The 23,243-nt window shown below is 70.7% G+C and carries 15 protein-coding genes; 1 reads left to right on the top strand and 14 read right to left on the bottom strand.

Going from position 1 to position 23,243, the window contains the following annotated elements; translation table 11 throughout:
- Positions 1-40: 40 nt before the first annotated feature.
- The 5 genes from SYYSPA8_RS04200 to SYYSPA8_RS04180 form a co-directional block, all read right to left on the bottom strand.
- On the bottom strand, positions 41-889 hold the full coding sequence (locus SYYSPA8_RS04200) for a carbohydrate ABC transporter permease (RefSeq protein ID WP_323445573.1): 849 nt from the start codon (positions 887-889) through the stop codon (positions 41-43).
- Positions 886-1,869 (bottom strand): carbohydrate ABC transporter permease, encoded by a 984-nt coding sequence (locus SYYSPA8_RS04195; protein ID WP_323445572.1) that lies wholly within the window; start codon positions 1,867-1,869, stop codon positions 886-888. The genes SYYSPA8_RS04200 and SYYSPA8_RS04195 overlap by 4 nt, the downstream gene beginning before the upstream one ends.
- A gap of 5 nt (positions 1,870-1,874) precedes the next feature.
- On the bottom strand, positions 1,875-3,179 hold the full coding sequence (locus tag SYYSPA8_RS04190; RefSeq protein WP_323445571.1) for an extracellular solute-binding protein: 1,305 nt from the start codon (positions 3,177-3,179) through the stop codon (positions 1,875-1,877).
- A 254-nt stretch (positions 3,180-3,433) separates the two neighbouring features.
- On the bottom strand, positions 3,434-3,718 hold the full coding sequence (locus SYYSPA8_RS04185; RefSeq protein ID WP_323445570.1) for a DUF3039 domain-containing protein: 285 nt from the start codon (positions 3,716-3,718) through the stop codon (positions 3,434-3,436).
- Positions 3,719-3,780: 62 nt separating this feature from the next.
- On the bottom strand, positions 3,781-4,341 hold the full coding sequence (locus SYYSPA8_RS04180; RefSeq protein ID WP_323445569.1) for a YqgE/AlgH family protein: 561 nt from the start codon (positions 4,339-4,341) through the stop codon (positions 3,781-3,783).
- A gap of 278 nt (positions 4,342-4,619) precedes the next feature.
- On the opposite strand from SYYSPA8_RS04180, the gene murA reads away from it, so the two are divergent.
- On the top strand, positions 4,620-5,960 hold the full coding sequence (murA, locus tag SYYSPA8_RS04175) for a UDP-N-acetylglucosamine 1-carboxyvinyltransferase (RefSeq protein ID WP_323445568.1): 1,341 nt from the start codon (positions 4,620-4,622) through the stop codon (positions 5,958-5,960).
- Positions 5,961-6,258: 298 nt separating this feature from the next.
- Here murA and SYYSPA8_RS04170 read toward each other — a convergent pair whose 3' ends face one another.
- The 9 genes from SYYSPA8_RS04170 to SYYSPA8_RS04130 all read right to left on the bottom strand — a co-directional run bounded on the left by SYYSPA8_RS04170 (position 6,259) and on the right by SYYSPA8_RS04130 (position 22,852).
- On the bottom strand, positions 6,259-6,540 hold the full coding sequence (locus SYYSPA8_RS04170) for an HU family DNA-binding protein (protein ID WP_004571953.1): 282 nt from the start codon (positions 6,538-6,540) through the stop codon (positions 6,259-6,261).
- A gap of 489 nt (positions 6,541-7,029) precedes the next feature.
- Positions 7,030-8,460 carry an NAD-dependent malic enzyme gene (locus SYYSPA8_RS04165; protein WP_323445567.1) on the bottom strand — a complete coding sequence of 477 codons (1,431 nt, stop codon included), beginning with the start codon at positions 8,458-8,460 and terminating at the stop codon, positions 7,030-7,032.
- 631 nt (positions 8,461-9,091) lie between these two features.
- Positions 9,092-11,413, bottom strand: coding sequence for a HelD family protein (locus SYYSPA8_RS04160; protein ID WP_323446296.1), 2,322 nt, complete (start codon positions 11,411-11,413; stop codon positions 9,092-9,094).
- Between the two features lie 187 nt (positions 11,414-11,600).
- Complete coding sequence (locus SYYSPA8_RS04155; RefSeq protein WP_323445566.1) at positions 11,601-12,434, bottom strand: zf-HC2 domain-containing protein; 834 nt, start codon at positions 12,432-12,434, stop codon at positions 11,601-11,603.
- The gene (locus SYYSPA8_RS04150) at positions 12,431-13,018 is read right to left on the bottom strand and encodes a sigma-70 family RNA polymerase sigma factor (protein WP_323445565.1); all 588 of its coding nucleotides are present in this window, start codon (positions 13,016-13,018) and stop codon (positions 12,431-12,433) included. The genes SYYSPA8_RS04155 and SYYSPA8_RS04150 overlap by 4 nt, the downstream gene beginning before the upstream one ends.
- A gap of 228 nt (positions 13,019-13,246) precedes the next feature.
- Positions 13,247-13,864 carry a CGNR zinc finger domain-containing protein gene (locus SYYSPA8_RS04145; protein WP_323445564.1) on the bottom strand — a complete coding sequence of 206 codons (618 nt, stop codon included), beginning with the start codon at positions 13,862-13,864 and terminating at the stop codon, positions 13,247-13,249.
- 117 nt (positions 13,865-13,981) lie between these two features.
- Complete coding sequence (locus SYYSPA8_RS04140) at positions 13,982-15,211, bottom strand: serine hydrolase domain-containing protein (RefSeq protein ID WP_323445563.1); 1,230 nt, start codon at positions 15,209-15,211, stop codon at positions 13,982-13,984.
- 168 nt (positions 15,212-15,379) lie between these two features.
- Positions 15,380-15,889, bottom strand: a complete 510-nt coding sequence (locus SYYSPA8_RS04135; protein WP_323445562.1) for a hypothetical protein — start codon at positions 15,887-15,889, stop codon at positions 15,380-15,382.
- Positions 15,890-16,009: 120 nt separating this feature from the next.
- Positions 16,010-22,852 carry an RHS repeat domain-containing protein gene (locus SYYSPA8_RS04130; RefSeq protein WP_323445561.1) on the bottom strand — a complete coding sequence of 2,281 codons (6,843 nt, stop codon included), beginning with the start codon at positions 22,850-22,852 and terminating at the stop codon, positions 16,010-16,012.
- Positions 22,853-23,243 lie beyond the last annotated feature (391 nt).

The raw sequence follows: 23,243 nt of genomic DNA, 5'->3' as shown, positions 1-23,243 counted from the left end.
CTTCATGCTCTTCGGCTCTGCCGGGCACCCGCGGGTGTCCTCAGTCCTTCACCGCGCCGCCCAGTCCGGAGACGAGCCGTCGCTGTACGAGCACAAAGAAGATCAGCACCGGGACGGTCATGACGGTCGAGCCCGCCATGATGCCACCCCAGTCGTTCTCGTCGGGTTTGAAGAAGACGAGCAGCGCCATCGGGAGTGTCTGCTGCGATGTGTCGCTGATGATGAACGACTTCGCGAAGAGGAAGTCGTTCCAGGTCGAGATGAAGGAGAAGACACTGGTCGCCACCAGTCCCGGGAAGACCAGCGGGAAGAGGATCTGCCAGAGGAAACGGGTACGGCTGGCGCCGTCGATGTAGGCGGCTTCCTCCAGCGCTTCCGGGACCGCTTTCACAAAGCCCCGCAGCATCCAGATGGCGAACGGCAGCGAGAAGGCGATATGCGGCAGGATCAGCGACCAGAGGGTATTGAGCTGGCCCGCGTCCCGCATGAGGAAGAAGAGCGGGATGGTGAGCGCTTCGATCGGCACCATCTGCGCCACCAGGAACATGATCAGCAGCGTGGTGCGGAACTTGAAGCGGAAGCGGGTGACGGCGGTGGCCGCGAGAAAGGCGATGAGGGCCGACGCCACGACGACCACCGTGGCGACGAACAGGCTGTTGAGGAAATAGCGGCCGAAGTCCTGCTGTTCGAAGACGCGCCGGAAGGAATCCAGGGACGGATTCAGCGTCCAGGGCTTGGCGTCGGTGGACTGGATCTCCCCCGCCGGTTTGAAGGCGGAGAGCACCATCCAGTACAGCGGGAAGGCCACGACCACCGCGACGAGGAGCGCGGACGCCTCGGCGGCGAGCCGCCAGGGGCGGCGCACTTTGAGCAGGCCGGGTCGGCTCACAGTTCTTCTCCCTGGCGTCGCAGCAGTCGGAGATAGACAAGGGTCACTGCCAGCAGAATCAGCAGCATGACCACGCCGATCGCGGCACCCAGGCTGTACTGGGAGGAAGCGAATGCCTTCTGATAGGCGTACACATTGAGGACGAGATTCTGTCCCGCGATGCCTCCGCCATTGGTCATGACATAGATCTGGGTGAAGACCTTGAAGTCCCAGATGATGGACTGGATGGTGACCACGACCAGAATGGGCCGGAGCATCGGCGCGGTGATCGAGCGCCAGATGCGCCACTGCGACGCGCCGTCCAGCGAGGCCGCCTCCAGCACCTCGGAGGGGATGGCCCTGATCCCCGCGTACACCGTCACCATCACGAACGGGAACGAGCACCAGACGACCTCGAAGAGGACCAGGGCGAACGCGCTGTACCGCTCGTAGGTCCAGGAGTGGTCGCCGAGGCCGAGCAGCCGGTTGACCGGTCCGTAGTCGGGGTCGAAGAGGAAGACCCAGACGGTGGAGCCGGTGACGGCGGGGGTGGCCCACGCGCCGAGCGCGGCCACCATCAGGGCGAGCCGGGGCAGCGCCCGGACCCGGGTGAGCAGGACGGCGAGCGCGCATCCGACGGCGAGGGTCGCGATCACACAGGCGGCCGCGAAGACCACCGTCGCCGTCAGGACCTGCCAGAACTGCTCGTCGGCGAACAGCTCCCGGTAGTTCCCGAAGCCCTTGAAGGTCGTGGGCTCGCCGCCGCTGACCTGGGCCTGGGTGTATTCGAGGAACGAGATCAGGCCGAGCTGGTAGATCGGGTAGATCAGCAGCGCGCCGAGGACGACCAGGGCGGGCAGCAGATAGAGCCAGGGGGTGCGGCCGCCGCCGCGAGAGGCGGGGCGGCGCTTCCCGGCGCGCGGGGCGGGCGGGGCGGCCGGGGCCGGCGCGGTCACCGAGGTGTCCGCGTCCGGTCCGGCGGCTTTCGTGTGCTGGGTCATGGCGGTCAGCCCGCGTCGCGGAACGCGGCGTCCATCTTCTCCGCCGCGTCACCGGACGCCCCGGCGACGTCCTTCTTGCCGCTGACGATCTCCTGGAACATCGTCGGCAGCACCAGCGAGGCGTCGATCTGGCCCCAGGCGGGCGAGGTGGGCACGAACTTGGCGCCCGCGCCGAGCGTCTTCACGAAGGGCGCCACGAACGGCTCCTTCGCGGCCACGTCCTCCCGTACATCGGTGTACGTGGGCAGGAAGCCCATGGCGTCGAAGAACGCGCGCTGGGACTCCTTGCCCGCGAGCCGCTTCACCAGGTCGACCGCGAGGGTGCGGTGGGAGCTGCTCTTCAGCACGCCCAGGTTGTTCCCGCCCGCGAAGGCCGGGGCGATCTCGCCCGCCTTGACGCCGGGCAGCGGGACGACCGCGTACTTGCCCTTGGCCACGCCGGCCTCGACGGCCTGGCGGCTGAAGTCGCCGCCGACGAACATGGCGGCCTTGCCGGAGGCGAAGGCGGTGACGACGGCGTTGCCGGTCATGGCGGCGCACTTGGCGGCCGGGCAGTTGTCGTCGCCGAAGAGGGACGTGAACGCCCCGATGCCCTTCTGCGCGGCCGGGCTGTCGATCGCCGCCCGGTACGAGCCGCCGGAGACCTCGGCCATCTCGCCGCCGTTGGCCCAGATGAAGGGCATCGCGCCGTAGGTGTTCGCGCCGCCGACGGCCATCCCGTAGAGGTCCGGCTTCTCCTTGCGGATCTTCTTCGCGGTGGAGATCAGCTCGGCCTGGGTGGCGGGCGGCTTGAGGCCCAGCTCCTTGAAGACGTCGGTGCGGTAGTAGAGCGCGCGGACGCCGACGAAGAGGGGGGCTCCGTAGATCTTGCCGTCCACCGTGACGGCCTGGGTGGCGGTGGGGTCGCTGTCCTTCGCCTCGTCCCAGGCCTTGAAGTCGGAGCTGATGTCGGCGAGGCCGCCGTCCTTCACATAGCCCGCGGTGTCGGTGTTGCCGTACTCGATGAGGTCGGGGGCGCTCTTGGGGTCGTTGAACGCGGCCTTGATCCGCTGGGCGCGGGTGTCGACCGGGATGTACTCGACCTCGACCTTCGCGTCCTTGTGCTGCGCCGTGAAGTCCGCGACGGCGGCGTCCACGACCTTTTTCTTGGGGTCGTTGTTGACCTCCTGGAACAGCCAGACCCGCAGGGTGCCGGACTTCTCGTCCTTGCCCGCGCTGTTGTCCGAGGTCTGAGGGGCGCACGCGGTGGCGGTGAGGCCCGCCAGCGCGAGTGCCGTGAGGGGTACGGCCATACGGGAGCTGAGCTTCATAGGAAGGGTCCCCTACGCGTAGCCGTTGCAGCATCTGCAACGAACGTTTCGCACTGCACAACACGCAGGAGGCTAGGGCCGTGGCAGGGCCGCCACAAGGGATCTCAACCACTCTGTGACCGGCCGACGCATCCTGTGCAACGCCTGTGGACGAACGGGAACCCCATGTGAGCGCGCGGGCACGCAAAGGCCCCGGGGGCGCGCTGTTCCGCGCGCCCCCGGGGCCTTTGCCTTGAGCCGGTACCGGCTGCCGGCTACTTGTCCTTGCCCTTGTCCTTGCCGCCGCCGCCCGGACCCATGGAGTCGTAGATCTCCTTGCAGAGGGGGCAGACCGGATACTTCTTGGGATCGCGCCCCGGCACCCAGACCTTTCCGCACAAGGCCACCACGGGAGTGCCGTCGAGGGCACTCGCCATGATCTTGTCCTTCTGGACATAGTGGGCGAAGCGCTCGTGGTCGCCGTCGCCGTTCGACACCTGGGGTGTCGGTTCTACGAGGGTTCCCGTCCCTGTCCCGCGCTCGGGCTCAAGAGTGCTCATGAACTCCAAGGGTACCCGGGCGCCGACCGGCCGCACCGCACCGGCCGCCGGTTTCACCGGGCTCAGTTGAGGGAGGGGTCGTCGGGGTAGGTGGCGAACATGGCCAGCTCACTGCGCTGCCGCCGGAGCACGGCCCGCCACAGGTGCTCCGGTCTGGGCGAGGAGACATCACCGGGCTCGGACTCGACGACGTACCAGGCGCCGTCGTCCAGTTCGGCCTCCAGCTGCCCGGGGCCCCAGCCCGCGTACCCGGCGAAGATGCGCAGGGACCCCAGGGCCGCGCCCAGCAGCTCGGGCGGGGTCTCCAGATCGACCAGGCCGATCGCCCCGTACACCCGGCGCCAGCCGATCGGCCCCTCGTCGCCGGGGATGACGGCGACGCCGAGGGCGGAGTCGAGGGAGACCGGGCCGCCCTGGAAGACCACCCCGGGCTCCCCGGCGAGGGCCGCCCAGGACTCCAGGATGTCGGCGACCCCCACCGGGGTGGGTCTGTTGAGCACCACGCCGAGGGAGCCCTCGGCGTCGTGGTCGAGCAGCAGGACGACCGCGCGGTCGAAATTCGGGTCCGCGAGGGCGGGTGTGGCGACGAGCAGCCGCCCTGTGAGCGAGGACACCTCGGTCATGCGAGACATGATCCCGCATCTTTGCCCGCCGCGGGGCCCGAGTCGGGGCAGCCGGTGGCCGCGCAGCTCAGCACGGGGGCGGGAGCCGCCCCGAAGACATCCGGAAGGTAACACTCCGCAAACTGGCGCGGACCGAGCGTGCTGTAGCGGATTCATGACGTCACACAGGCTCCTCGCCCTGTGAGGACAGGGCCATGCGCCCCTTACCCTTTTCACTGATCCCCTGCCCGACTCCCCCTCGCTCCACTGAGGGGGACACCCTCCGGAACGCGAGATTCATGACCGGCACAGACGATGTACTGCTTGTCCACGGCGGCACCCCGCTGGAAGGCGAGATCCGCGTCCGAGGCGCCAAGAACCTGGTGCCGAAGGCCATGGTCGCCGCCCTGCTCGGCAGCGAGCCCAGCAGACTGCGCAACGTGCCCGACATCCGCGATGTGCGGGTGGTCCGCGGCCTGCTCCAGCTGCACGGTGTGACCGTCCGCCCGGGCGAGGAACCCGGCGAGCTGGTCCTCGACCCGACGCATGTGGAGAGCGCCAACGTCGCCGACATCGACGCCCACGCGGGCTCCTCGCGCATCCCGATCCTGCTCTGCGGCCCGCTGCTGCACCGGCTCGGCCACGCCTTCATCCCGGGCCTCGGCGGCTGCGACATCGGCGGCCGGCCGATCGACTTCCACTTCGACGTGCTGCGGCAGTTCGGCGCCCGGATCGAGAAGCGGGACGACGGCCAGTACCTGGAGGCCCCGGAGCGGCTGCGCGGCTGCAAGATCCGGCTGCCGTACCCGTCGGTCGGCTCGACCGAGCAGGTGCTGCTGACGGCGGTGCTCGCCGAGGGCGTCACGGAGCTGTCCAACGCCGCCGTGGAGCCGGAGATCGAGGACCTGATCTGCGTACTCCAGAAGATGGGCGCGATCATCTCCATCAACACCGACCGGACGATCCGGATCACCGGTGTCGACCGGCTCGGCGGCTACACCCACCGGGCGCTCCCGGACCGGCTGGAGGCCGCCTCCTGGGCGTCCGCCGCGCTGGCGACCGAGGGCAACATCTACGTCCGGGGCGCCCAGCAGCGCTCGATGATGACCTTCCTCAACACCTACCGCAAGGTCGGCGGCGCCTTCGAGATCGACGACGAGGGCATCCGCTTCTGGCACCCGGGCGGCTCGCTGAACGCGATAGCCCTGGAGACGGACGTCCACCCCGGTTTCCAGACCGACTGGCAGCAGCCCCTGGTGGTGGCGCTGACGCAGGCGTCGGGGCTCTCCATCGTCCACGAGACGGTCTACGAGTCCCGGCTGGGCTTCACCTCGGCGCTCAACCAGATGGGCGCGCACATCCAGCTCTACCGCGAGTGCCTGGGCGGCTCGGACTGCCGCTTCGGCCAGCGCAACTTCCTGCACTCGGCGGTCGTCTCCGGCCCCACGAAGCTCCAGGGCGCGGATCTGGTCATCCCGGACCTGCGCGGCGGCTTCTCGTATCTGATCGCGGCGCTGGCGGCGCAGGGCACCTCGCGGGTGCACGGCATCGACCTGATCAACCGCGGCTACGAGAACTTCATGCAGAAGCTGGTCGAGCTGGGCGCGAAGGTCGAGCTGCCGGCCCGCGGCCTGGCCTGATCCCCCTCCCGGCGCTCTCCGCCGCCCGCACGGGCGAGGGAGGGCGCCGGGCCCGTACGGCGCGCGCACGGCGCGTACGGCTCGTACGGAGGCACAGCGGCACAACAGCACCACGGCGCGCACAGCACCACCGCACGCACGGCACGCACGGAAAGGGCGGCCGCCTCGTCACCGAGGCAGCCGCCCTTTTCGTGTGCTCATCTGCTCATGTGCTTCCGTGCACGGTGCCGCGGATACACGCCGGCCCGGGTACGGAGCGGTTGGGCCCGCGGGGTGTACCCGACGGGCCCGGCGGGGCTTACTTGCCCTTCGCCGCTTCCTTCAGCTTCGAACCGGCGGAGACCTTCACGCTGTAGCCGGCCGGGATCTGGATCGGGTCGCCGGTCTGCGGGTTGCGCGCGGTGCGAGCGGCACGGTGGGTGCGCTCGAAGGTCAGGAAGCCGGGGATGGTGACCTTCTCGTCGCCCTTGGCGACGACCTCTCCGACGGTCTCGGCGAGGGCTGCCAGCACGGCGTCGGCGTCCTTGCGGGTCACCTCGGCGCGGTCGGCCAGCGCGGCCACCAGCTCACTGCGGTTCATGTTCTTACTCCCGTATTTCTACTTGCCTGTGAGGCGTGAGATCGAAGCCGATGCTGCCAGGGCCCTCTGACAGTCCCCGGACCAGGGTCTGCATCAGATCCTCCTGGCCCGGTGGGAACTCCCCCAGGACAGGTCCTCGGGTGAGCATCCTGCCCCCACCAACGGCGGGAAAGCCAATCCGGCACCCTCCTGGGTCACACGAAAAGCGCCACTACCACATCGTGGTGACGCTCCGTTCACCGGGCGGGCCTCTTGGCACCGCAGGGCCATGGTCCGCCACCCTAGATCGGCGGCGGCGGCCCGGCGACCCGCGACGCGCCGGAGCCCGGAGCAGGGCACGACGCCCCTGCCCCTCGCGGGGACGGGCTCCGCGCCCCCGTGATCATCCCGGGGCCAAGGGCTACGGTACGTGACGGCCGGGGCGGCTGCGACCCGAGGGGCCCGTCGGACGGGCCCCGGGGACCGGTCCGGGCGGGCCCGGAGGGGCCCTCAGACCTCGGTGTCCCCGGGGCCCGCCGTGAGCGCCTTCGCGGCGGTGCGCACGGCTCCGGCGACCGCTCCGGCGACCTTGTCGTTGAAGACGGACGGGATGATGTAGTTCGGGTTCAGCTCGTCCTCGGTGACGACGCCGGCCAGCGCGGTCGCGGCGGCGAGCATCATCTCGGTGTTGACCGTGCGGGACTGGGCGTCCAGCAGGCCCCGGAAGACACCCGGGAAGACCAGGACGTTGTTGATCTGGTTGGGGAAGTCGGAGCGGCCGGTGGCGACCACGGCGGCGGTCCGCCGGGCGATGGCCGGGTCCACCTCGGGGTCGGGGTTCGCGAGCGCGAAGACGATGGAGTCCTCGGCCATCGCGGCGACGTCCTCGGCGCCCAGCAGGTTCGGCGCGGAGACGCCGATGAAGACGTCGGCGCCGGCGACGGCCTCCTTGAGGGTGCCGGTGACGCCCTCCGGGTTGGTGTTGTCCGCGATCCAGCGCAGCGGGGACTCGGCGTCGGCGTCGACCAGGTCGGCGCGGCCGGCGTGGACCACACCGTGGATGTCGGCGACGACGGCGTGCTTGACCCCGGCCGCCAGCAGCAGCTTCAGGATGGCCGTACCGGCGGCGCCGGCTCCGGACATCACCACGCGGACGTCGCCGATGGCCTTGCCGACCACCCGCAGCGCGTTGGTCAGCGCGGCGAGCACCACGATGGCGGTGCCGTGCTGGTCGTCGTGGAAGACGGGGATGTCCAGGGCCTCCCGCAGCCGCGCCTCGATCTCGAAGCAGCGGGGCGCGGAGATGTCCTCCAGGTTGATCCCGGCGAAGCCCGGCGCGATGGCCTTGACGATGGCGACGATCTCGTCGGTGTCCTGGGTGTCCAGGCAGATCGGCCAGGCGTCGATGCCCGCGAAGCGCTTGAAGAGGGCCGCCTTGCCCTCCATGACCGGCAGCGACGCCATCGGCCCGATGTTGCCGAGGCCGAGCACGGCGGAGCCGTCGGTGACCACCGCGACGGAGTTGCGCTTGATGGTGAGGCGGCGGGCGTCCTCGGGGTTCTCGGCGATGGCCATGCAGACCCGCGCCACACCCGGGGTGTAGATCATCGAGAGGTCGTCACGGTTGCGGATGGGGTGCTTGGACGCCATCTCGATCTTGCCGCCGAGGTGCATCAGGAAGGTGCGGTCGGAGACCTTCCCCAGGACGACGCCCTCGATGGAGCGCAGCCCCTCGACGATCTCCTCGGCGTGCGCGGTCGAGGTCGCTGCGATCGTCACATCGATCCGCAGCTTCTCGTGGCCGGACGCGGTGACGTCCAGACCGGTCACCGAGCCGCCGGAGGACTCCACGGCCGTGGTCAGCTGGGAGACCGCGGTTCCGCTCGCGGGCACCTCCAGCCGGACCGTCATCGAGTACGAGACGCTGGGCGCCGTTGCCATGACCGGGTTCCTCTGCTTTCCCTAGCTTCATTGCTACGCGCCCGCGCGGGGGCACCCCGGGCGGACGCTCTCCCGATGGTCGCACCTACCTGCCGGTAGCAGGTAATAGTGGTCGTATTGTTTTCGGAATAGCTTTTCCACAATACGAGACAGTGGGACGGGTTGGGAAGGGCGTGGCGACCCCGGGGCGACGGAGGGGCCGGGAGCGGCCCGGAACCAGAACAGGTCCATGCCACAAAGGCTGTGGCATGGACCTCAAGAAGCGCTTGCGGTGACGCTCGCGGCGGAACGCCCGCAGGGGCCTGGTAGCGGCCTTGTAGTGACACCGACCCGCCATGCTCGCCTCGCGGCGGATGGTCGCTCGAAGCGACGAAGGTTGGGCCCGGGGGCTTGGATCGGGCCGGTGCCACCCTCAGGCTAACAAACCACTCCGGCAAGTGATTCCCCCACGCCGGGTTGACTCCGCGTCAGCCCTGTGTTGACCCGGACGGCCCCGGTGCCGGGGCACGGGGCCGTCCGGGTCCCGCACACGGGCAGCACGGCACGCGCAGCACGGCCGGTGCGGCTTCCGGTGCGAGGACGCGGCTGCCGGTACCGGTGCCGACCCGACGGGACGACGGCGCGACGGGGGTCAGCCCCGCAGCAGCTCCGGCACCCCGTCCCCGTCCGCCTCGTCCCGCCGGTCCGAGACCACCGTCAGCTCCTGCGTGGCCCGGGTCAGGGCGACGTACAGCACCCGCAGCCCGACCGCCGTCCCGTCGGCGATCTCCGCCGGGGACACCACCACGGTCGCGTCGTACTCCAGGCCCTTCGCCTCCAGCGAGCCGAGGACGACCACACGGTCGCCCAGACCCTCCAGCCGGCGCGCGGCCTCGGCCCGGCGGCTCATGGCGACCACCACGCCCACCGTGCCGTCCACCCGCTCCAGCAGCCGCGCCGCCTCGTCCCGTACCACCGTCCACCGGTCCCGGTCGCCGACGGCGGTGAAACGCGGCACCACGCCCGTGGAGCGGACCGCCGTCGGGGACTCCATCCCCGGCATCGCCCGCGCCAGCACCCGGGCCGCCAGCTCGGCGATCTCGGCGGGGTTGCGGTAGTTCACGGTGAGCCGGAAACGGCGCCGGGGACGGCTGCCCAGGGCCTCGTCGCGCAGCTCGGCGGCCTCCTCGGGCTCCGGCCACGACGACTGCGCCGGATCGCCGACGACCGTCCAGGTGGCGTGCCGGCCCCTGCGGCCCACCATGCGCCACTGCATCGGGGTCAGGTCCTGCGCCTCGTCCACGATGACGTGGGCGTACTCGGTCCGCTCCGCCGCCAGCCGCTCCGCGCGCTCCCGCTGGGACTCCTCGCGCCGGGGCATCAGCTCCTCCAGGCCGGTGAGCTGGTCCAGCGGATCCAGTTCCCGCTTCCGCCGGGGCCGGGCGGGCGCGCCGATGAGCGCGTGCAGCTCGTCCAGCAGGGCCACATCGTGGACGGAGAGCGGACCGCGGCCGTCCGCGCCGACCCGCTTCAGCGAGCGGGCGACCCGCCGCACCTCGCCCGGGTTGAGCACCCGGCGGGCCCACCGGCCGAGCCGCCGCTCGTCGGCCATGGCCGCGAGCACCGTGCGCGGGGTCAGCTCGGGCCACCACTCGTCCAGGAAGATCCGGAAGCTGTCCTCGCCGGTCACGTCCTCGTCGAAGGAGGAGCGCAGCTCGGCGGCGAGTTCGGGGTCGGTGTGCCGGCCGGCCCCGCCGGAGCGCGCCCACAGGGCGTCCAGCAGCAGCCGGCGGGCGCGCGGGCGGAGCAGGTTGACGGGGGCGGTGCCGCCGAGGGCGATGTCGCGGATCCGCCGCAGCTCGTCGGCCTCCAGCTCCAGCCGCCGGCCGAAGGCGACCACGCGCAGCCGCTCGGGCGTGCCGGGGGTGTCGTCGCCGAGGGCGAGCTGCCCGTCCTGGACGGTCACCGTGGGCCGGGGCCGTTCCAGCGCGCCCCGGGCGGCCTTGCGCAGCACCTTGAGCATCCGGGCCGAGCCCTTGACGCGGGCGACGGCCTGCTCGTCGTAGACGGTGGCCTCGGCGCCGTCGACCAGATGGCCCACGGCCCGGATCGCGACCTGGCCCTCCTCGCCCAGGGAGGGCAGCACGCCCTCGGTGTAGGCGACGAGCAGCGGGGTCGGCGAGACGATCAGGATGCCGCCCGCGTACCGCCGCCGGTCCTGGTAGAGGAGGTAGGCGGCGCGGTGCAGGGCGACGGCGGTCTTGCCGGTGCCGGGGCCGCCCTCGACGTAGGTCACCGAGGCGGCGGGGGCGCGGATGACCATGTCCTGTTCGGCCTGGATGGAGGCGACGATGTCGCGCATGGTGTGGCTGCGGGCCCGGCCGAGGGCGGCCATCAGGGCGCCGTCGCCGATCACCGGCAGCTCGCGGCCGTCGAGGCGGGCGGTCAGCTCGGGGCGCATGAGGTCGTCCTCGACGCCGAGGACCCGGCGGCCCTTGGAGCGGATCACCCGGCGGCGCACCACCCGGCCGGGCTCCACCGGCGTCGAGCGGTAGAAGGGCGCGGCGGCGGGCGCCCGCCAGTCGATGACCAGGGGCGTGTAGTCGGCGTCGAGGACCCCGATCCGGCCGATGTGGAGGGTTTCGGCGATGTCGGCGCCGCCGTCGGCGCGTACGGCGTCCTCGGCGGGTTCCACGGAGGTGTAGGCGCCGTCGGGGCCCTTCTTGCCGTCCTTGCCGAGGAGCAGGTCGATCCGGCCGAAGAGGAAGTCCTCGAATTCGTTGTTCAGCCTGCTCAGGTGGGCTCCGGCGCGGAAGACCTGGGCGTCGCGCTCGGCGAGCGCGCCGGGGGTGCCGACCTGGCTGAGCCGGGCGGCGTCCCGCATCAGGAACTCCGCGTCGCCGATTTTCTCTTCCAGCCGGTGATAGACCCGGTCGAGATGGGTCTGCTCGACGGCGATCTCCTGATCGCGGATCGTGTCACCCGGGTCCGGGGCGGGCTCGGGGGCGGGGGCGCCGCCCCCGGCACCCGGGCGCGGGCGCTCCTCCCGGATCGGACCGACGGAGTCGACAGCGTCGACAGCGGCTTCCTGCGCGGCCACCGAGGCCCCCTTCTGACGTGCACTGGGCAGCCGCCAACCGTACGCGAAGGGGGCGAATCTGTCAGGCGGCGTCGACCTCCACGAGGGTGCGTCCGTCGAAGGTACGGACCTCGAACCGGTCGATGTCGGCGCGCTGCATGGCCGCGCCGCCGTGGACGTAGAGCGGGTCCCGGGCGGGCCGGTGCCCGCTGTCCTCGATGCCGTACCCCCACCGGGGGACGGACCAGGAGGTGACGACCTCTTCCTCGCCGGTCTTGGAGACGGCGACGAGCCTGCACTTCAGCGGGCCCTTCACATTCTCCAGCTGGAGTACGGCGTGGGTGCCCCAGCCCTTCTTCTCGGTGCCGACGGTGGCCTTGACGCGGGTCGTGGCGTCCGTGGCGGTGATCTTCTCGTCCATGTCGTGGAAGAAGGAGTCCCGGGCGGGTGACCCGGTGTGCTTGTGGGCCGGGTCACCGTCCGTGGTCGCGAGGACGGTCAGCGGCCCGCCGATGATCAGCGCGGCGGCCGCGGCGACCAGGAGCATGCCCCGCCGCCGCCGGGCGGCGCGCTTGAGGGCGACCTCGTCCAGCAGCCCGTCCAGCACCGCCGGGCGCGGCGGCCGGGGCACCACCGGGACCGGCCGGGGCTCCGGGGGCCCGGCCGCCCGGTCGCCGAAGCGGGCGCCGGGCAGGCCGGCCGCGTTCGAGGGGAGTCCGGGGGTGGCCGCCGGGGGCGGGACCTCGGCCAGCATCGCCAGCATCGGTTCCATCCCGGCGAACTCGTCGAGGTGGGCCGCGCAGATGTCGCACCCCGCGAGATGCTCCTCGAAGGCGGAGGCGTCCGCGTCGTCGAGGACCCCGAGCGCATACGCGCCCACGGCATCGTGCACGGACTCCTGCTCGGGCATGGTCATGCGGTGACCCCCCTCTCCTCCAGAGCGAGTTTCATGGAACGGAGCGCGTAGAACACCCGGGAGCGCACCGTCCCACTGGGTATGCCGAGTGTCTCGGCCGCTTCGCTGACCGTACGTCCCTTGAAATACGTCTCGACAAGTACTTCCCGATGGGCGGGGGTCAAATCGTCGAGCGCGTCCGAGAGCGTCATCAGCCACAACGCCTTGTCGATCTCATCCTCCGCGGGAATGACCTCCAGCGGCGACGGGTCGACCTCCTGCGGCCGGGCCTGCCGGCTGCGGTGAGCGTCGATGACGATGCGGCGTGCCACCGTCGCCAGCCAGGGTCGGACAGAGCCGGTGGCCCGGTTGAGCCGACCGGCGTTCTTCCAGGCCCGGATGAGCGTCTCCTGCACCACGTCCTCGGCCCGCTGGCGGTCGCCGGCGACGAGGCGCAGCACGTAGGCGAGCAGGGGGCCCGCATGTTCGCGATACAGCGCCCGCATCAACTCCTCGTCGGGTACGGAGGATTGACTGCGTGGCTTCTCGCTGCGATGCCTGGCCCTCTGCGGACGGTCATCGGCCACGGCGGCATCCTTGCGCACCTGAACCTCCCGGTCGAGACCCTGATGTCGGCGTTCTGTGCCGCCGCCCTGTCCCCCATCACTACGGGGGAGAGGGGGGTTCCGACTCAACGCGGAGGGAGAATTCCTTCGGCGTTCTCCGGCGGGCCGCGCTGACCTGGGGTTCAGTAGAAGACCGGGGTACGGGAGGGCGGGGGACGGGGACGGGGACGGGGACGGGGGCTCAGGCACGGGGCTCAGGCACGGGGCTCAGGCGCGGGAGAGGGCGGCGGTCCGCCGGCGGTGCCGTGCGACCCGTTCCCGGTTCCCGCAGACCTCGCTGGAGCACCAGCGCCGCCTGCGCCCCCGGGAGGTGTCGAGATAGACCCGGGAGCAGCTCACCCCCTGGCACTGCCGCAGCCGCCCGCGCGCGGCCGGATCGGTCAGCAGCTCCACGGTGTCCCGGGCGACCGCCGCGAGCAGCGCGCCGCACTCGGGAGCGGCGGCCAGGGCCCGTACCAGCGCGCCGTTCCCGTCCCGTACGGCACGGACGACCGGTGGCGGGGCCGACGCCAGCGCGTTGACCCGTTCCAGCGCGGCTTCGGCGCCCCGTCCGGCCAGCTGGGCGCGGACCACCTGGTCGATCCAGCCGCGCAGGGCCGTGAACCGGTCCACCCAGCATCCGTCGACGCAGCCCACCGGGGTGCCGTCCGGCAGCAGACCGGCACCGAGCAGCCATTCGCCGAGCCGCCCGGCCCCGGCCAGTGGTTCAGGCCCCATGTCTCCCGGTGGTCCCGGTGGGCCGGCCGTCGCCATCAGATCCAGACAGGTCCGGCCCGCGTCGAACCGCCATTCGGGGACCGCCGTACCGGTCGCATCCGTCGTCATGCGCCTGTCACCGCCTCCAAGGTCGCCGCCGGGGGTCGTGCCGGGTGCCGCGGGCCCACCCCCAGAGTGCCCGCAGCGGCGGACGGCCGGAACCCCTCACCCCACCGGCCGTGGTCCTCAGGGCCGGTCCGGCGCGATGTCCTCCCGTTCGGCGGGGGCCGCGCTCCACTGGGCCGACCGTGCGGCCGCGGCGCCGCAGAAGGCGGCCTCCAGGGTGCGCGGGAGGGTGTTGAGCACGGTGGTGTTGTTGGAGGTGTTGGTGACGGCGGTGACCGAGCGCTTCCCGTCGCCGGAGGTGTACGCGTAGGTGTAGTACCCCTGGACGGCGCCGGTGTGCCCGTACACGGAGACCCCGCAGGACAGATCGCGGCGGCGCAGCCCCAGTCCGTACTTCTGGGTGCTGTTCACGGGTGTCCAGCGGCGCATCTCGGTCAGCGCGGCGGCCGAGGTGAGCTTCCCCCGCAGCAGCGCGGAGAGGAAGGTGTTGAGGTCGCGGGCGCTGGAGATGATCGCGCCCGCGCTCTGTGCCCAGGAGGCGGTCTGCCGGGTGGAGTCCACATAGGGGCTGCTGCCCGTGTCGTTGCGGAGGTAACCCCGGGTGTGCCGGCCGGGGAGGGTGGTCGCGGGGTGGACGTAGAAGGTGTCGGTGAGCTTCAGCGGGGTGATGATCCGGCTGCGGTACTCGTCGGCGACGGAGTTCCCGGTGAGCTTCTCGATGAGCATGCCCGCGACGACGAAGTTGGCGTTGGAGTACGCGTACGGGCCGCCGGGCCGGCCGGTGAGCGGCTCGGCCAGCGAGAGGTCCAGCAGCTGCCGATAGCTGAAGATCTTGTTCCGTACGGCCTCGAAGCCGGAGACGGTACGGGCGAACAACTGGTTGGTGTAGTCGTACAGGCCGCTGCGGTGGCTGAGCACATGCCGGACGGTGATCCGCCGGTCCACGGCCCCGGGCAGGTACTCGTCGACCGGGGCGTCCAGCCGCAGCCTGCCCTCGTCCACGAGCTGGAGCAGCACGGCGGCCGAGAACGTCTTGGTGACGCTGCCGATCCGGAAGCGGTCGGCGGCGGTGATGGCCCGGCCGGTGGAGCGGTCGGCGACCCCTTCGGCGACGGTGTGGACGGTGTTGCCGTCCTGCACCCGGGCGATGGCGCCGGGCGCCCCGTTCCGCAGGGTGGCCCGCAGGGCCTCCCGCAGCGCGGCCCGGTCGGGCGCGGCGAGCGCGGCGGCGGTGCGCTCCGGGGGTTGCGAAGACCCTTCCGCCGCCTGCCCTGCCTGCACCGGCCCCGCGACCAGCGACACCAGCACCGCGCCGAGTGCCGTACCCCTGACCAGCATGGTGGAGACCATCCGCCGTCCTCCCGTTCCCGAGGTGATGCCCGTGCCGTGCGGCGCGGGGCACAGGCATCACCTATACGCGCGGAAGGGGTTCGGGCGGTGTACCCGGGAGGGTGAATTCGGGGTGCGCGGCGCTGACGGAGCGAACGGAAGAGCGGGGCCGGGCGGGAGGGTCCCGGCTCAGTCGTCCTCCTCCTCCAGCACCCGGGCGGGCAGATGGTGAGCGTACCGCTCGCGCAGAAGGGACACCCAGATGTCCTCCTCCAGAGTTCGCAGGATCACGAAGGAGGAGATGGCCGAGTCGAGGTCCCGGCCGGAGGCCACCTCGTCCACGAAGGTCCAGACCCCGGCGGACAGCACCTCGGCGCACTGGGCACCGAGCTCCTCGTTCTCCCAATCGCTCAACAGCCAAAGGGCGTTCAGCACGGTCCGGCGCGGTTCGATGCCCTGTTGCCACGGCAGCGCGGCCAACAGCACCTTGATGAGGGCAGGCCCCATCGGCCCCATGAAGGGTCCGTTGAAGACATGCCCGTCCAGTTCGACGCGGCTGTCCAGACTGAACGGATCCCGCTGAAGCCCGTGAAGGATGTCTTCGACGAGATGGGCACAGGTGCGCCCGCAGTGGCAGGGCATGTCCCGGATGCCGCTCTCCTCGATCACATCGTGCAGCAGACGTTCCTGGTATTCCATCGCTGACTCTTACCCGGGCTTTCTCTGTGGTGGACCCATTACTTGATCATTCGGCCGGAAAAGGCTACCGCCCGCCCCCGGTCGGTTCCGGAGAGCGGGCGGCAGCACGGGGTCAGCGGATCACCGGCGCCGCCCGGTGATCGCGTCCCAGGGACCCTCATCCCAGTCGATGCCGTCGACGAAGAACTCGATCAGGTAATCCGCCTGGCACTTTTCGCACACCGCCCTCGGCGTGGTGTGCGGGGGGTTCGCCTTGGTCGCGACCTGGTACGCGTGGGAGAAGATGAGCCGGGACGCGTCCCCGCCCACCGCGTTGCACGCGTTCCCTTCGGCACACCAGCTCATTTTGGCGCCCGCCGGCGAGCCCGATCCGGCCAGGGCGATCTGGCCCGTGTCGATGTTCAATGCTCCGACGTAGGTCCGGTTCGGCTTTGAGCTGTTGCTCGTCCTGAGCGCGAAATCCTGCACCAGGCCGTCCATTTCCGCGACACGGCTCTCGACGCTCCAGCCTGCGGCAGGCTGGTTGATCTCGACCTTCGGCTGCCTCTTCGTCGCTCCCACTCCACGATCACTGGGCTTGACGGGGGCCATTCCCGCGCGGCTCTGTTTCACCGAGGGCTTCGCCGCCGGTTTGGCCGCCTTCTCCACTCCCTCGGACGCCAGCGAGGTCGTGACCTTCGCCGCCTTCGTGGTGGCCGCCGGCGCCTTGGCGGCGCCCTTGGCCATGGCCGAAAGCGCCATGCCCGCACCGGGCAGGATCGGCATCAGGAAGTCGACGAGGGCGTAGACCGCCTTGTACACCTGCGACGAGGAGGGCTTGCCCGCGACGCCCTTGAGGAAGTTGGTGGCGTTGAAGGGGCCGTTGGCCGTGCCCTCGCGCTCGGCCTTGTACCGGTTGGCCATCGCGTGGTCGCCGGTGAACCGGTGCCAGCTCTCGGCCGTCTTGTTGGAGAAGTCGACGGTGGCGTGCCAGGTGGCCTTGCCCCCGTCGGCGACCCAGCGCGCGCCGGTCTTCATCCAGCCGGGCGTAGACCACAGACCGGTGGGGTCGCTCCTGGTGATCGGGCTGCCGTTGGAGTAGGTGTACCCGTTCATCTGGAGCGGATCACTGAGGTCGACCACGGGGTCGGCCGAGATGAACCGGCCGGTCGTCTGGTCGTACTCACGGGCGCCGATGTGGGTCAGCCCGCTCGGGTCGTCGATGCCGACGCCGAGGTAGGTGCGGTTGTTGGGCCACTGGACGGGCTTGGGGCCGCGCAGCTCGCCATAGGGCTTGAAGGCCCGGCGGGTGATCGGCTGGCCCGGGGACTGCTCGACGGCGGTCGTCGCCGTACCGAGGTGGTCGGTGAGCAGCACGGCCAGCTTGTGGCCCGTGGTGGCGCCGTTGACCGTGGTGCGGACGACCGTGGGTGCGCCGGCCTGGCTGTAGCTGCGCTCCGCCCGGGTGATCTTGCCCGCCGCGGTGGTCAGCTCCGTCCCGCCGAGGTACAGCTTGGCACCGGTGGGCGAGTGCTCCAGGATCCGGTTGCCGCCGGCGTCGTAGACGTACGTGGTCTTCTTGCCACTCTCGGTGATCGTGTCGAGCCTGTTCTCCTCCGTCCAGGTCAGGTCCTGCTTGCGGCCCGGGATCTCGCGCGCGGTGGTGTTGCCCTGCGCGTCGTACCGGAAGGTACTGTTCCCACCCGTCTGCGAGGAGGTGACGGAGGTCAGCGTGTGCGGCTGGTCCAGCCTCGACGGGGTCGTGCCGTTGCCGGGGACGGTGACGCCGTGGCCGTAGGTCAGCGTGACGTTCTTGGTCGCGTCGGCGGTGTTGTGCTCCACCATGCGGGAGCGGTTGCCGATGACGTCGAACTCGTACGACTGCCGGTAGGCGGTGGCGCCGTTGGAGACGGTGCCGGCCGCGGGAGCCGCTGCGGCCAGGGAGTTCCTCAGCTCCGTGTCGGGGGTGAGGGTGTCGGCGGCGGAGTCGGCGGCGCGGGCGACGGGACCGCTGGAGTTCTTGCCGTCGGTCCGGGGGCCCCAGGTGGCGCCGTTGTCGGCCTTGCAGCCGGTGGCGGCGAGGCCGGGCTGGATGTTGCTCGTCCAGGCGTGGTTGAGCTGACCCAGCACGTCATAGGTGAAGCACTGGTTGTCCCACACGGAGGTGGTGCCGTTGCCCTCCGGCATCTTCCGGGCGTTGGCCGTGATGTTGCCGGCGGCGTCGTACGCGTAGTAACTGTCAGTGATCCGGGGGAAGTGGGTCTCCCGGTCGGTGACGGTGCGCTGGAGACGGCCGGTGTGCTCGTCGAAGAAGTTGGTCGTCCACACCCGGTAGGGCTGGGGGCCGGTGGTGGCGCGCAGCACCTCGCCGAAGGGCGAGTAGCTGACACCGCTGGTGTACCAGTCGATCCCGGAGGTGGTCTCGGCGAGCCCGTCCTCGTTGTACCGGGTGATCACCTTCTCCTGGGCGAGGCCGCCCGTGGCGGGAAGGGTGACCGAGTGCGGCTTTCCGGTGGGCGTGTAGCTGAACGCGTACGCGTAGGTGCCCGCGACCCCCTTGGTCGCCTCATGGGCGGGGATGACTGTCTCACTGCCGGTAGGCAGGTAGCTGACATCGAAGCCGGTGACCCGGCTGATGTAGTCGCCGGTCGTGTCGTGGCGGGTCGAGGAGACCTGCATGCCGACCGCACCGGGCAGGGTGTCGTAGGCGTACGACTTCGACAGCTTGGTGCCCTCGCGGACGGCCAGGACCCGGCCCAGGACGTCGTACTCGGTGTGGGTCGCGCCCTTCGCGTCGGTGGTGAGAATCTGCCGGTCGGCCGCGTCGTAGCCGTGAGTAATGGCGCCGGTGTCCGGGTCGGTGGCCCCGACGAGACGGCCCCTGGTGTCGTACTCCCAGGTCCAGTTGTTGCCCACCGGGTCCGTCGCCTTGATCCGGTTGCCTCGGGCGTCGAAGGCGTAGGTGGTGTCGCGCCACTGGGTGCCGGCGGCGTCGGTGGCGTGCTGGACCTTGGTGACCCGGCCGCGCGCGTCCGTCCAGCTCTGCGTCACCGGAGCGGCGCCGCCCGCCGGGCGCACCAGCGTGGAGGTCTCGCCGTATTCCGTGGTCGCCGTGGCGACGTGGGCCAGCCCGTGGTAGGTGAGGGAGCGGACCCCGCGCCCGAGCCCGTCGTAGCGGGTCCGGGTGATGCTCGGTACGAGGGTGTCGGACCGCCGCTTGAACTGCGTGGGGGCCGGGTCGCCCTTGGCGAGGTAGGGGCTGGTCTGCTCCTTGACCGCGCCGGTGTCGTCGTAGGTGGTGTCCGTGACGATCCGGCCGGGGCCGTGGGCTTCGGCCTGGGTCTGGACGGCCCGCATCAGACCGTCGTAGACGGTGATGTGCTTGTCGTAGCCGCCGGTGTCGTCGATCTTCTGGACGGTGACCGCGGCCGGGAGGGTGGACTTCTCCTTGATCTGGGCGCTCTGGTAACTGATCTTGACGTCGGCGCTCTTGCCGCCCGTCGACCGGGCGGGGGTCCAGCCCTGGACCAGGCGGCCGAGGGCGTCGTACTCCTTGCGGATGGCACGGCCGTTGGTGTCGGTGGCCGCGATTTCGAGCCCGCGACCGGGGTCGAGGGTGCTGGTGGCCGAGTGCAACTTGGCGTTGATCTTCTTGACGCCGGTGAGCGGACCGCCGGTGTCGCCGGGGGTGTAGACCGTCTCGGTGGTGCCCTTCAGCGGCTCGGTCACCGTCCGGGGCCGGCCCAGCGGGTCGTACGTGGTCACGGTGGTGGCGTCGTGGGCGCTGCCGTCACCGTTGATCTCGGCCGCGTTCGTGACGAGGCCCTTCAGCGGGACCTCTCCGTACGCCCGGCCGTCGTAGGAGAGCCGCTTGGACTCCAGCAGCTCGGTCTTCGGGTTCGCGGTGGCGAAGTCGGCGCAGGACGTCGCCGTCTTCCGGATCGACTTCGGCAGGCCGATGAGGTGGACGTTCTTGTCCGTGTTGTGGACGTACTCGGTCCGGCTGCACGAGAAGTCGCTGCTCTTGATCGTGCCGCCGCTCGACGACTCGATGACCGAGTTCTCCTCCTCGGTCGGCAGCCCCGTGTCGGCGTCGAACTTGGCGTCGCTGCGCGTGCCGCGCCAGCCGTTGCCGACGGTGTTCCGCTCCTCGGTGCGCTCGGTGTTGGTCCGGTGCGCGAGGAGATCACCCGCTCCCTCGCGCTTCTGCGCGGCCGTCTGCTGCGACCGGGGGAAGGTGAGGCTGCGGCTGACGAGCCCGCCCTCGCTGCTCTTGTAGCTGAGGGTCTCGGCCGGCATGCCGGTGTACTGGCGTGCGTCGTCCGCCACCAGCTCGATCGTGCCGGTGGAGTCCTTGACCGGGCCGCCCGTGCCCTGGAAGTAGCGGACGGTGGACTTCGACTGGGTCTGGGGCGTCCCCGGCTTGGACGTGATCTTCTTGCCCTTGACCGTGGTGACCTCGCCGTAGCCCTGCCACAGGCTGTAGGTGCGCAGGCCCGGCTGGGTGAACTCGTCGTCGTTCTTGGCCCAGGCCGCGTTCTTGTAGTCGTACCGGGTGGTGATCCGGTCGGAGACGCCGGTGATCCGGTCGGTCTCGGTGACGGTGTGGACGACGTACTTGTTGAACCAGGCGATCTTGGGCTTGTCCTCGTCGCCGCCGGGGGACCAGCGGACCGGGAAGCAGGTGCCGGTGTTCTTGGCCTGGTCGATCGTGGGCTCGGTGCGGCAGCCGCCCTTGTAGGTCACCTCGATCTCGCCGCCGTGCTCGGTGGTGACGGCGCCGATCCGGGGACGGGTGAAGGGCGGACGGGCGTCCTTCTTCCCCTTGAGGACGAGGTTGGGGAGCTGCTTGTCCTTGAGGTACGGGGAGAGCGGGTGGGCGGAGTCGGCCCCGACCACGTACGGCTCAAAGCTGGTGCCCACGCTGCCCATGGCGTCACCGGTGGTGGCGCCGGGGAGGTAGCCCACTCGCGTGATCTTGTTCAGCCACATGCCCGGAGCGGTCTGGTACCAGTCGCGCGGGAAGGTGTGGTGGAAGGTGAAGGTGTCCACCTTCTGCAGCCCGGTGGTGCCGGGGCGGTGGGCGTACGTGGTGACCCCGCCCAGCCGCAGCCGGTTCCAGAAGGAGGGGAAGGGCGGGCAGAGCTTGGAGTCCGCCTTGCAGTTGAGGTTGCCGGGGCTGTCCCACCAGTAACGGTAGGAGGCCGGGTCCTTGGTGTTGTCGAACTTCGCGGACTCGCAGGCGGTGGTGGACTGCACACAGCGCTGCTGGAGCAGGAAGTCGATCTTCGCGGTGGGCACGGCGCCGAGGTGGCCCTCGCGCAGCCCGTACTCGATGGAGTCGGGCAGGCCGCCGCGGTAGTACTTCTCGGGCTTCTTGGTCTTCTTGTTGACCGCGTAGTAGTTGGCGGAGCGGTGCCAGTTGACGATCATCACGTTGTCGTGCGCGTCGACGACCTTGTCCAGGCCCCACTTCCACGCCTGCTGCTTGTTGACGTCGTCGTTGCAGCGGGAGGCGGCGAAGGTGCTCGCGTGGCAGGGCTCACCGGGGTGGTTGCCGAAGACGGGGACGGTCATCACCGAATCGGTGTCCGCGTGCCCGCCGCCGATCTTGTTGAGGCCGTAGTAGTACTTGACCCCGTCCGGCGTGGTGACGAGCCAGTACTCGCCGTTGTTGTCGCCGTTGTCGCCGCCGGTGAGCAGTTCGACGCGGGTGCCGTCGTCCGTCTGCGGACGGTAGATGTTGGTGGCTCCCTCGCGCACCAGCTCGACCGTCTTGCCGTTGAGGGACATGACGGCGTTGTGCGAGACCCAGCACAGGTCGGACGTCCGCTGCTTCTTGGCGGTGTTGTTCGCCTCGCCCGCTGCGGTCTTCTTGCGGTCGTCCTTGCAGGTGCGGTAGCGGCGCTCGATGTGGCCGGGGTCGTACTCCCAGCCCTCGCCGAGCCACGAGGACTGCGGCGAGGAGGTCGCCGTCTTGCCGTCCACGGCCTGCGAGTTGTAGGCGAGGGTGAGGTTGGGCGCGGGTCCGGCCGGGGCGGGCGGCACCTGGAGCGGGTAGCTCCAGGCGAAGGCGCCGGCGGAGGAGCCCGCGGACCAGGTGCCGTTGGAGGCCAGCGGGGTCGCCTTGAAGGAACCGCCCTCACCGGAGCCGGAGTCGACGGCGCCGACGACGGCACGGCTGCCGCCCGCGGCGGCGGCCCGGGCGGCCGCGGGGGCCCCGGGGACGGTCACGGTGTCGGCTTCCGGGTCGACGTCCGCGGTGATCGTCTTGGCGATCGGGTCGTGCTCGGTCTCCAGCTCCTCGTACTCCCGGCACTCCTCCACGTCGGGGGTGTCGAGATAGCACTCGGGGAACTGGACGAAGGTCAGCCGGGAGGCCCAGTCGGCCCCGTTGAGGTTCTCGAACTTCCGGTAGTCCAGCTCGACGGAGACCGGCACGGCCCCGGTGGGGGGCCCGGTCACGGTGACCAGCGCGCCGTCGACGCCGTCGGACTCCGGTGCGGTACGGGGCGCGAGGGCCACGTTCCAGGTGCCGCTGGGCGGCAGGAGGCTGCTGCGCGCCTTGCCCAGCTTCACGGGGAGCGTGCCGACCGGCTTGGGCGGGGGCGGCGGGGCGGCGGGCGGCGTCGTCGCGGGCTGATCGGTGAACGCCCCCGTCGGCCAGTCCAGGCTCTCGAAGAAGACCGAGCCGGTGCCCCCGGCGGGGGCGGTCGCGGTGCCGTCCGGCGGCGTGGTGTGGACCTCCGGCTCGGGTGCCTGGATCTGGAGCAGCCGCGCGTTGCGCGTCTCCCCCTCGACCGGCTTCTCCTGCTGGAGCTTTTCGAGATCGAGCTGGTTCTGTCGCGGCGTCTCGTCCCGCGCCGGGTCGGGTGGCAGGGCCTGCGCGGCGGACGGCAGCAGGGAGACGAAGAGCGCGGTACTCAGGACGGAGCCCGTGAGTACGCGCAGTCTCCTGCGGCGCGGTGGATGGATGGATGGCACGACGGGGTCCCCCCGGACGTCGAGTAGCGGCGCCTGGGGCAGACCGCAGGTGATGTGTTGTCAGACGGGGAGATTCTGTGGCGGCCGCGCGAAGAAAGGCCAGATGGCATGTGATCAAGTGATGATCATCACAGTCCGTAATCGGTTGACTCCGCATCAGATGGATGGCAAATGCATGCAGTCGCCCACGCGGGAACTATTTATCGACATGCCGATGTAACGGCTGCATGGCGTGAAGTAGTCATATGGCCGGGCATAACCTGTGCCGCGTTGTCCGCACGCATCCCGGTATGCGCGAATTACTGCGGCGGCGGGCAGCGCCGAAGCAGCGGCCGGGCCGGCAACGGCCGCGCTCCGGAGACGCGTTCGCCGCCCGTGCGGTTCCCCCGTG

The sequence above is a fragment of the Streptomyces yaizuensis genome, assembly GCF_034961445.1.
GTDB lineage: Bacteria > Actinomycetota > Actinomycetes > Streptomycetales > Streptomycetaceae > Streptomyces > Streptomyces yaizuensis.
This window is presented reverse-complemented; position numbering and strand designations above follow the sequence as displayed.

Excerpts from the sequence above, each read along its gene's own strand:
- SYYSPA8_RS04195 (WP_323445572.1), bottom strand. The coding sequence starts at position 1,869 with ATGACCCAGCACACGAAAGCCGCCGGACCGGACGCGGACACCTCGGTG.
- SYYSPA8_RS04190 (WP_323445571.1), bottom strand. The coding sequence starts at position 3,179 with ATGAAGCTCAGCTCCCGTATGGCCGTACCCCTCACGGCACTCGCGCTG.
- SYYSPA8_RS04185 (WP_323445570.1), bottom strand. The coding sequence starts at position 3,718 with ATGAGCACTCTTGAGCCCGAGCGCGGGACAGGGACGGGAACCCTCGTA.
- SYYSPA8_RS04180 (WP_323445569.1), bottom strand. The coding sequence starts at position 4,341 with ATGACCGAGGTGTCCTCGCTCACAGGGCGGCTGCTCGTCGCCACACCC.
- murA (WP_323445568.1), top strand. The coding sequence starts at position 4,620 with ATGACCGGCACAGACGATGTACTGCTTGTCCACGGCGGCACCCCGCTG.
- SYYSPA8_RS04170 (WP_004571953.1), bottom strand. The coding sequence starts at position 6,540 with ATGAACCGCAGTGAGCTGGTGGCCGCGCTGGCCGACCGCGCCGAGGTG.
- SYYSPA8_RS04165 (WP_323445567.1), bottom strand. The coding sequence starts at position 8,460 with ATGGCAACGGCGCCCAGCGTCTCGTACTCGATGACGGTCCGGCTGGAG.
- SYYSPA8_RS04155 (WP_323445566.1), bottom strand. The coding sequence starts at position 12,434 with ATGACCATGCCCGAGCAGGAGTCCGTGCACGATGCCGTGGGCGCGTAT.
- SYYSPA8_RS04145 (WP_323445564.1), bottom strand. The coding sequence starts at position 13,864 with ATGACGACGGATGCGACCGGTACGGCGGTCCCCGAATGGCGGTTCGAC.
- SYYSPA8_RS04140 (WP_323445563.1), bottom strand. The coding sequence starts at position 15,211 with ATGGTCTCCACCATGCTGGTCAGGGGTACGGCACTCGGCGCGGTGCTG.
- SYYSPA8_RS04135 (WP_323445562.1), bottom strand. The coding sequence starts at position 15,889 with ATGGAATACCAGGAACGTCTGCTGCACGATGTGATCGAGGAGAGCGGC.